This is a genomic window from Micromonospora sp. NPDC004336, assembly GCF_053602615.1.
The window spans coordinates 20675-27042 of record NZ_JBSGDY010000078.1 but is presented as its reverse complement, the minus strand read 5'-3'; the positions used below and the strand labels follow the sequence as shown (position 1 = coordinate 27042).

Annotated in this window: 9 protein-coding genes; 4 read left to right on the top strand and 5 right to left on the bottom strand. The window is 75.9% G+C overall.

Going from position 1 to position 6368, the window contains the following annotated elements; genetic code table 11:
* The coding region (locus tag ACWENR_RS17655; protein ID WP_452278058.1) for a GntR family transcriptional regulator at positions 1–320 on the bottom strand (320 nt) is incomplete at its 3' end.
* A gap of 65 nt (positions 321–385) precedes the next feature.
* Here ACWENR_RS17655 and ACWENR_RS17650 point away from each other — a divergent pair.
* Positions 386–997, top strand: coding sequence for a LysE family translocator (locus tag ACWENR_RS17650; protein ID WP_452278057.1), 612 nt, complete (start codon positions 386–388; stop codon positions 995–997).
* A gap of 1 nt (position 998) precedes the next feature.
* Positions 999–1796, top strand: a complete 798-nt coding sequence (locus tag ACWENR_RS17645; RefSeq protein WP_452278056.1) for a B3/B4 domain-containing protein — start codon at positions 999–1001, stop codon at positions 1794–1796.
* On the opposite strand, the gene ygiD is transcribed toward ACWENR_RS17645, so the two are convergent.
* The 4 genes from ygiD to ACWENR_RS17625 form a co-directional block, all read right to left on the bottom strand.
* Complete coding sequence (gene ygiD, locus ACWENR_RS17640; RefSeq protein WP_452278055.1) at positions 1703–2572, bottom strand: 4,5-DOPA-extradiol-dioxygenase; 870 nt, start codon at positions 2570–2572, stop codon at positions 1703–1705. The two genes, ACWENR_RS17645 and ygiD, sit on opposite strands and share 94 nt — an antisense overlap.
* Positions 2573–2706: 134 nt before the next feature.
* The gene (locus ACWENR_RS17635) at positions 2707–2925 is read right to left on the bottom strand and encodes a hypothetical protein (RefSeq protein ID WP_091107049.1); all 219 of its coding nucleotides are present in this window, start codon (positions 2923–2925) and stop codon (positions 2707–2709) included.
* A 180-nt stretch (positions 2926–3105) separates the two neighbouring features.
* Complete coding sequence (locus ACWENR_RS17630) at positions 3106–3708, bottom strand: MBL fold metallo-hydrolase (RefSeq protein ID WP_452278054.1); 603 nt, start codon at positions 3706–3708, stop codon at positions 3106–3108.
* A 31-nt stretch (positions 3709–3739) separates the two neighbouring features.
* Positions 3740–4117, bottom strand: a complete 378-nt coding sequence (locus ACWENR_RS17625) for a hypothetical protein (RefSeq protein WP_452278053.1) — start codon at positions 4115–4117, stop codon at positions 3740–3742.
* A 181-nt stretch (positions 4118–4298) separates the two neighbouring features.
* On the opposite strand from ACWENR_RS17625, the gene ACWENR_RS17620 reads away from it, so the two are divergent.
* Positions 4299–5861, top strand: a complete 1563-nt coding sequence (locus ACWENR_RS17620) for an LLM class flavin-dependent oxidoreductase (protein ID WP_452278052.1) — start codon at positions 4299–4301, stop codon at positions 5859–5861.
* A 71-nt stretch (positions 5862–5932) separates the two neighbouring features.
* Entirely contained in the window at positions 5933–6361 is a 429-nt protein-coding gene (locus ACWENR_RS17615; protein ID WP_452278051.1) for an archease, read from the top strand.
* The last annotated feature ends 7 nt before the right edge of the window (positions 6362–6368 follow it).

Genomic DNA, 6368 nt, shown 5'->3' with positions numbered 1-6368 from the left:
CCGGGCCGGGCGGGCGTCGCGGCCGGCGCGGCCACGACCACGGTGCCCGCGCGCCCCCGGCCGGCGACGTGGCCGTCCTCCACCATCCGCTGGTACGCCTCGACGACGACGCCCCGGGAGACGCCGAGATCGGCGGCGAGCACCCGGGTGGCGGGCAGCCGGCCGCCGACGGGGAGCCGACCGTCGGCGATGGCCCGGCGCAGCTGGTCGGCGAGCCAGTCGGCGCGACGGCCGGGCGGCGCGGCGGCGATGTCGAGGTGCAGGAAATCCGATCCGGCGTTTATGGACCCCTCGGCATCGCCGGGTTTGGCACTACGCATCGGACCATGCTGGCAGCAGAGTAGGAGGCGTCGCCACACCCGCCCACCATCCGGAAAGGACGACGATGACCGTCGCGTTCCTGCTCACCTCCCTGCTCGTGGTCGTCACCCCCGGCACCGGCACGCTCTACACACTCGCCGCCGGCCTGGGCCGGGGTCCCCGGGCGGGCCTGCTCGCCGCCGTCGGCTGCACCCTGGGCGTCGTCCCGCACCTGGCCGCGGCGGTCACCGGCCTGGCCGCGCTGCTGCACTCCAGCGCGACGGCGTTCCAGCTGCTCAAGTACGGCGGGGTCGCCTACCTGCTCTACCTGGCCTGGGCGACGCTGCGGGACCGCGACGGGTTCACCGTCGACACGGCCGCGCCCACGCCCTCGCCCGCCCGGGTGATCGCGGTGGCGGTGCTGTCGAACCTGCTCAACCCGAAGCTGACGATGTTCTTCCTCGCCTTCCTGCCGCAGTTCGTGCGCCCGGACGCACCCGACCAGCTCACCCGGATGCTGCTCCTCGGCGCGGTGTTCATGCTGCTCACCCTCGTGGTGCTCGCCGCGTACGGGATGCTCGCCGGCGCCGTGCGCGACCGGGTGCTGGCCCGGCCGGCCGTGACCCGCTGGCTGCGCCGGGGCTTCGCCGGTTCGTTCGTCGGGCTCGGGCTGATGCTCGCCGGCGCCGAGGCCTGAGATGAGGGACACGACCGTGCACTTCCGACACTCCCCCGAGATCTGGGCCGCCCACCCCGGGCTGGTCGCCGGCATCCTGTACGCCGAGGGCGTCGGCGGCCCGCCCCGCGCCGCCCTGCCCCTCGACGAGCTGCACGCGGTGGCGCGGGAGCGGCTCGCCGGAGGCACCGAGGCGGGCTTCCCGGAGATCCAGGCGTGGCGGCGGGCGTTCGCCCGGATGGGGCTGGCCCCGACGAGATACCGGTGCGCGGCGGAGTCGCTGCTGCGGCGGCTGCGCACCGACGGCGGCCTGCCCGAGGTGCACCCGCTGGTCGACCTGGGCAACGCCGTCTCGGCCGCGTACGCCGTCCCGGTCGGCGTCTTTGACGCGGCGCGGATCGGCGGCGGGATCGAGGTGCGGCCGGCGCGGGGCGACGAGCGCTACCTGACGTTCGGCGGCGCCGAGGAGCACCCCGACCCGGGCGAGGTGATCTTCGCGGACCCGGTGGGGCGGGCGCACGCCCGACGCTGGACCAACCGGCAGAGCGGCTGGTCGGCCGTACGCGAGGACACCGAGACCGTCCTCGTGGTGGTCGAGGCGATGCACGACTCGGCCGGTCGGGACGTGCCGCGCCTGCTGGCCGCCCTCGCCGAGGGTCTCGCCACCGGCTGGTCGGCGACGTGCCGCACCAGGCTGCTGACGGCGGCGGCGCCCGGCTTCGACCCTCAGATGTTGGACGAGTCCGTCGGCACGCCCGCCGGCAGGGTGGGCGCCCCGGCCAGCGGGGCGTCGGTGCGGCAGGACAACCCCACCGTGTAGGCGGTCATCGACAGCGACCCGTAGGCGTACCCGTCCACCAGCACCTCCGAGCCTCCGCCGGCCGCGCCGGCGAGGCCGGCCAGGTAGAGCAGCGGGATGAAGTGGTCGGGCGTGGGCACGGCCCGGCCGAAGTCGCGGTGCGCGTCCAGCGTGGCCGCCTCGGTCGGCTCGCCGAGCATCGTCTCCCGGGCCGCCTCGTCGAAGCGGTGGGCCCAGTCGAAGCCCTCGTCGACCATGCGCGGGTCCACCCCGCGCAGGTTGTGCACCACGTTGCCGCTGGCCACCACGAGCACGCCGCGCTCGCGCAGCGGCGCGAGCCGCGCGCCCAGGTCGAGGTGGTAGTCGAGGCTCTTGAACGCGTTGATGCTCAGCTGGACGACCGGGACGTCCGCCTCGGGGAAGGCGTGGGTGAGCACCGACCAGGTGCCGTGGTCGATGCCCCAGGAGTCGACGTCCGCGCCCACCCAGGTGGGGTGGACGACGTCGCTGATCTCCTCGGCCAGCTCGGGCAGGCCCGGCGCCGGGTAGCGGACGTCGAACAGCTCCTGCGGGAAGCCGTAGAAGTCATGGATCGTCCTCGGCCGGGGCATGGCCGTGACGGCGGTGGCGCCGATGTACCAGTGGGCCGACACCACGAGGATCGCCCGGGGGCGCGGCACCGACCGGCCGAAGGCGCGCCACGCGGACGTGTAGCGGTTCAGCTCCAAGGCGTTCATCGGGCTGCCGTGCCCGAAGAACGCCGCCGGCATCACCGCGGGGACCGTCGCACCGCTCATGCTGCTCTCCCGACCCGTCGACAGGTCGAGCGTAACCAGCCGGAGCCGGCGGGTGATGGCGGATCGGCCGACCCGGCTGCGGCACCGACCCCGGTGTCGGCACCCGCTCCGGTGGCGGCGCGGGTGCCGCCGGGTCAGCTCGGCAGCTCGCGCCAGGCCGGGTTCTCGCCGCGCCAGGCGCCCGCGAGGATGACCGCCGAGGCCCGACCGGGGCACTCCTGCACGCGGGAGCGGCCGGACGCGCCGCCGATCTGCACCTGCACGTCCCAGCGCTGCCCGTCGGTGCGGATGTACACGTCGCGGCGACCACGCTGGGACGTGTCGCCGTTCCACCAGTGCTTCTCGACCCTCACCCGCCGACCGTATAGCAATTCCCGCGCGGACGGCACAGCGCGGTCGCCGCCTTTACCGGACCGACACCCACGGCGACGACCCGTTCGGCGCGCCCACGGCACTGGACGGACGGCGGCCCGCCCGGCCGGCCCACGGGCACCGGACGGACGGCGGCTCCCCGGTCGCGGCCGTCGCACCGGTCAGACGGACTCCCCCGCCGCCAGGAAGCGGTAGCCGGGCACGGTCTCGGCGAACCAGCCGTTGACGCTGGCCAGCCCGCGCTCGTTGAGCTGGGCGTCGTGGATCGGGACGACCCGGCCCGCCCCGGCGGCGCGGGCGAAGTCGATGGCCTCGGTGAGCTTCAGCCAGGAGGCCTGGGCCGGGACGAGCAGGGTGCCCACCGGCCGGTCCGGCGGATGCAGCGAGTCGCCCGGGTGGTAGACCTCGTCGGCGACGACGTATCCGAGGTTGGCGCAGTCGGGCTGGCCGTCGTGGATGGTGGCATGCCGGCCGCCGAGCGCGGTCACGGCGAGGCCGGCGGCGGTGAACCGCTGCCCGGCACGCACCCGGGTCACGGGCAGCGGCGCGAGATCGGGCAGCGCCGCGCCCTCGGGCGCGAAGACCGGCACCCCGAGGCCGGCCAGCCGGAGCACGTCGACGTGGTCGGTGTGCTCGTGGGTGACCAGCACGGCGTCCGCGCCGACGAGGGCGCGCGGCTCGCTCCACGTGCCGGGGTCGATGACCAGGACGCCGCCGTCGTGCTCCAGCCGGACGCAGGAGTGGGTGAACTTGGTGATCCGCACCCGCCGACCGTACGCCGAGCGCCCGCGCCCGTCAGCCCGCCCGGCCCTCGCCGGTGATCCGGTCGAACTCGTCAGGGCCGATCTCGCCCTCGCGCAGCCGGCGGGCGTTCGCGGCGAACCGGCCGATCGCCCGGCCCCGCGCCGCCGCGCCCGGATCCGGGTCGTCGCCCGGGTCGAGGCCGGCGCACTCGTCGGCGACCTGCCGGGGGTCGTCGGGATCCGGGGACTCGCCGTGCAACCGCCGCAGCGCCGCGCGCAGCCGCGCGTCCGCGGCCCCGCTGGTGCCCCAGTCCCGGGCCAGCTCGACGGTGCGGCCGAGCGTGTCCTCGCCGACCTTCTCCTCGCGCAGGGTGGCCCGCATCATCCGGAGGAACCGTACGGTGGTCGCGTCGGAGTCGTCCATGATCATGCCGGCAGGGTAGCGGGGGCGTGCGACACGGCCGGTCGCGGCCGGCGAGCTGCGGCGGGCGGGCCGAGGCCGGCGGGCCCCGGCGGGCGGCATCGTCGGTCGCGGCAGCCGCCGCCCACGGCCCGGCATACCATCGGCCGAGCGGCCCGACGGGGCCGCGGGACAGGGGGAACACGCGCACATGGGCGACTACGGCCACCCGGTGACCTTCGGGTCGTTCCTGACGCCCGGCAACGCCGAGCCGGACCGGGTGGTGGGCCTCGCCGTCCTGGCCGAGCAGCTCGGGTTCGACCTGGTCACCTTCCAGGACCACCCCTACCAGCCGGCGTTCCTCGACACGTGGACGCTGATGAGCTTCGTCGCGGCCCGCACCGGCACCGTGCGGCTGGCCGCCAACGTCACGAACCTGCCGCTGCGCCCGCCGGCCGTCCTCGCCCGCAGCGTGGCGAGTCTCGACCTGCTCAGCGGCGGCCGGGTCGAGCTGGGCCTGGGCGCCGGCGCGTTCTGGGAGGCCATCGAGGCGATGGGCGGGCGCCGGCTCTCCCCCGGGCAGGGCGTACGGGCCCTGGCGGAGGCGATCGAGGTCATCCGCCAAATCTGGGACGTCGACGCGCGCGGCGGCGTCCGCGTCGACGGCGAGTTCCACCGGGTCGTCGGCGCGAAGCGCGGCCCGGCGCCCGCGCACGACGTGGACCTCTGGCTCGGCGCGTACAAGCCGCGCATGCTGGCGCTGACCGGCCGGCTCGCCGACGGGTGGCTGCCGTCGCTGGGCTACCTCCAGCCCGGCGACCTCGCCCGGGGCAACGCCGTCATCGACGAGGCGGCCCGGGAGGCGGGCCGCGCTCCCGGCGACGTCCGCCGGCTGCTCAACGTGACCGGCCGCTTCACCACCGTCGGCCGCGGCCCGCTGCACGGCCCCGCCGAGCAGTGGGCCGAGGAACTGGCAGACCTCGCGCTCAGCGACGGCGTCAGCACCTTCATCCTGGGCAGCGACGACCCCGGGGACCTGCGCCGCTTCGCCGCCGAGGTCGCCCCGGCCGTCCGCGAGCTCGTGGCCGCCGAGCGCGCCGCCGCCACCGCGCCCGCCGCGCCGACGCCGGTCGCCAACCCGGCGGCGTCCGCGACACGATCGGGCCCGGCCGCCGGCGCCTTCACCGTCGTCCCGACGCCCGACGACGGCGTACGCCGCAGCGCGATCCGCGTCTGGGACGAGAGCACCCGGCCCACCGGCCCCGCGCCCGACCCCGACCGCGCCTACGCGCCGCACGACCAGGCAAACGCGCAGCACCTCGTCGACGTGCACGACGGGCTGCGGGCCGAACTGGCGCGCCTGTACGACCTCGTCGAGCAGGTGGGCGCCGGGCTGGTCGACGCGGGCACCGCGCGCTCACACATCAACACCATGACCATGCGGCAGAACAAGTGGACGCTGGGCACCTACTGCGAGTCGTACTGCCGGGTGGTCACCACCCACCACACGCTGGAGGACCGGGGCATCTTCCCGCACCTGCGCGCCGGCGACCCCCGCCTCGCGCCGGTGCTCGACCGGCTGGAGCAGGAGCACCACGCCATCCACGACGTCCTGGAGCGGGTCGACCGCGCCCTCGTGGCGTTCGTCTCCGTCTCCGACGGGATGGCCGAGCTCCGCGCGGCGGTCGACCTGCTCAGCGACACGCTGCTGTCCCACCTCGCCTACGAGGAACGCGAGCTCGTCGAGCCCATCGCCCGCCTCGGCCTTCACTGAGCCCGCGTCGGCCCCGGCACGGCCTGCGCCGACCGCCGGTGCGCGGCGCCCCGGTGCCGGATGATCGGGGCATGGACGGACGACCGGAGCGTGGGCACCGCTGCGTGCCGCACACCGCCGACGTGCGCGTCGAGGCGTGGGCGCCCACCCGCGAGGAGTGCGTGGCCGAGGCCGTCGCCGCCCTGGTCGACACGTTCGTCGACCCCGCCGGGGCGGCGCCGGACGGCGAGCGGGAGTTTCGCGCTCCGGCCGGCGACGACGAGGACCTGCTGGTGGCCGTACTCGATGAGGTGATCTTCCGGATGGAGACGGAGGGCGAGCTGCCGCTGCGCACCGAGGTGACCGACGACGGCGCCGGCGGCCTGACGGTGCGCTGGCGCACGACGGACACCGACGCCGTCGAGCTGGTCGGCGCGGTGCCGAAGGCCGTCTCCCTGCACGAGCTGCGCTTCGGCCGCGACGGCGCGGGCTGGTCCTGCGCGGTGACGCTGGACGTGTGAGCCGCCG